Raw genomic sequence first — 2,423 nt, forward strand, 5'->3', positions numbered from 1 at the left:
CGTCCTGCTGAAGCTGATAAACTCTAAAAATCGGCAAGCCGTCCATGCCTATAAGCTTTTCATAAATTTTTCCTTCGGCAGGAGCAGGAAAATATGTACTCGTTCCGTCAAGGTCAACTTGCGCTGCTCGTGCTTCTTCAATGCTTGTAACAGGTCTGCCTTTAATTTGCTGTACAGGCTGATAAGCATTTGGCTGCGCAGGGGGCATCATTGCAGGCATTGGTTGTTGATACATTTGTTGTTGCTGTTGCAGATTAGCTAACCTCTGTTGCATCTGCTGTGTAGCTCCATAAGGATTGTAATAATTTCCGTACATCTTTATCACCTCACCTATATTTTAAGTGGTAGCAATAAAAACAATCCCTAAAGCTAAAGACACATTCTCCTATACATTCGGACATAATTTAGACACGATTCAGACAGCAAAAAATGAGCAAAAAAAAATAATCCCCATTAAGAAAAGCTTTTACACTTCTCTTAATGGGGATTACTTCATTTAGAAAGCACTCGATTAATAGCCTTATACGCAGTGCTTATTTCTCTGTCAACAGTTTTAGTGGAGATGTTCAGCTCCATTGCGATTTGGTAATTCATTTTGCCGTCAACAAATTTCATCTCACAGATTTTCATTTGCCGTGGCGTTATCTTCGCTTCTTGAAGCACTGCATAAAATGAGCGGCGCGAGCTTTCGGTCATCCATACCCTCGCGCTTTTTAGCAGTTCTCTCATTAAATCACCTTTTTAAAACATAAGCAAGCAGTGCAATCAGACCGATGTTGGCAAACAACATTCCAGCCATGATATAAAACTGCTTATCAATAATTCTTTTGTTTTCAGCAAACAACATTGTTACCATACCAGCAGGCAAAACTTCCTGCTTAATATTTTCGTTATCATTCATCCTATCACCCCATATAATATATTTAATAAATATATTATATCACATCGACAAACAGACAGTCACTAATAAATCAAAGCATAATAAAAGCGTCCTGCTTTCACAGAACGCTCTAATGGATATCGAATGAAATCCACCAATCAACAGTTTTAAGCAGGAAGGAATTGCACCTTCATAGGCTATATCCGGCAGTGTTCGACTGCCCCACATTCGCTAACTCGTGGACTCTGCTTCGCAATTTAATGCATAAAACTTAGCAAGCCATAACATTGCGCACTATCACAGCTCGCCATTAGATGTAGCATAATAAAAAAACATCCAACAAACATATTTATTATACCATAGCGAAAATCATTTTGCAACCGCATACGCAAGAACGAACACCGCACATCCTGCGTACAAGTTACGCTGATGCTTAATTCTTTTCGCTCTCTTGCGCTCCAACTCCATTTGCTCTGTCAACGTCTTGTATAATGCTTTGCTGTCGTCTAACGATTGTTTGGCATTCGCTAATGAGCTTTTGGAGCTGTTCAGTGCATTCCTCGTTTCGTCTAGCTGTACCCTCGCTTCTGCTAATTGTTGCATCAGCTCGCTCGACGTGCTTTTTTGCGTCGCTAACATATCGCTCGCTATTTGCAATTTCGCTTCTAGCAGATTCGTTTCTTGCTTTAAGCTGTTCCACTGTGCTATTGACATTGTCACTTGTTGTGGAGCTGCTTCTGCTGTGCCACCGATAATAAGCGTCATTGCAGATAAGCAAAAGGCCAGCAACAATAAGGCTGATTTTAACAGCCTTGTCAATTTTTCGTCTTGTCTCATTTGTCATTTTTACCTCGTCTTACAATCCGAAATAATGGTGTAATACACCGAAAGCAAATCCTAAAACAAGGCCTGTTAAAAATCTTTTATTAGCAACAAAAGCCTTTAATTCTTCAGTTTTATAACAAATATATTTTTCCATTTCCTTTCCTCCTATCTTTTGTTTTTTGTACAATTAAGCGAACATAGCGCGAATATCAGCTTCGCTAACAATGGTAATGCTTACAGCGTTTTTAACCTCATCTTTAGTAGCGAAAGAGGATGTGTCAACAATACCAGACAGGTTATCCCATACCTCGTCAGAAGACCATACAACATTGTCGCCAGCATTCACATTATGAGTAGCATCTGCCGCCTTGACGTTATATACATCGCCAACGGTAGGATTTCGGGGCAAGTCAGCATACGTTTCAACAGAACCCTTCGCACGATAAACAGTGCTAATATCAGAAGTTTTAGCATATTTAGCCAGTTCAGAAGCGACAGCACCAGAAGTAATTAAATTAGCATCGGAAACCGCAACAATATTAGAAACACCTTTTGCACAAGCGGCAGCGAGAGTAAAACCGTTGTAAGTCTTATTAGTCAGTGCTTGATTCGTAGAAAGTGTTACATAGCTAGACAAATCGATATTAATTTTTTTAGGTAGATTGCAAGTGCAAGTTGAACAAAATTTATCAAGCAACTATATCAGTGGAATACACCT

Annotated in this window: 5 protein-coding genes and 1 pseudogene; all 6 read right to left on the reverse strand. The window is 39.5% G+C overall.

Features of this window, described 5'->3' with window-relative positions; translation table 11 throughout:
• A pseudogene (locus BN587_RS09280) lies at positions 1–316 on the reverse strand (hypothetical protein); the annotation flags it as partial.
• A 176-nt stretch (positions 317–492) separates the two neighbouring features.
• Entirely contained in the window at positions 493–729 is a 237-nt protein-coding gene (locus tag BN587_RS09285) for a LuxR C-terminal-related transcriptional regulator (RefSeq protein WP_044484747.1), read from the reverse strand.
• Between the two features lie 4 nt (positions 730–733).
• Positions 734–901: a hypothetical protein gene (locus BN587_RS11985; protein WP_021720847.1), complete on the reverse strand. Its 168-nt coding sequence runs from the start codon at positions 899–901 to the stop codon at positions 734–736.
• A gap of 348 nt (positions 902–1,249) precedes the next feature.
• Complete coding sequence (locus tag BN587_RS09290) at positions 1,250–1,717, reverse strand: hypothetical protein (protein ID WP_044484749.1); 468 nt, start codon at positions 1,715–1,717, stop codon at positions 1,250–1,252.
• A gap of 19 nt (positions 1,718–1,736) precedes the next feature.
• Positions 1,737–1,859 (reverse strand): hypothetical protein, encoded by a 123-nt coding sequence (locus BN587_RS11990; protein WP_021720849.1) that lies wholly within the window; start codon positions 1,857–1,859, stop codon positions 1,737–1,739.
• A 33-nt stretch (positions 1,860–1,892) separates the two neighbouring features.
• The gene (locus tag BN587_RS09295) at positions 1,893–2,342 is read right to left on the reverse strand and encodes a hypothetical protein (protein WP_021720850.1); all 450 of its coding nucleotides are present in this window, start codon (positions 2,340–2,342) and stop codon (positions 1,893–1,895) included.
• Positions 2,343–2,423 lie beyond the last annotated feature (81 nt).

Origin of the sequence: Phascolarctobacterium succinatutens CAG:287, from assembly GCF_000434895.1 — a bacterium.
Taxonomy (GTDB): domain Bacteria; phylum Bacillota; class Negativicutes; order Acidaminococcales; family Acidaminococcaceae; genus Phascolarctobacterium_A; species Phascolarctobacterium_A succinatutens_A.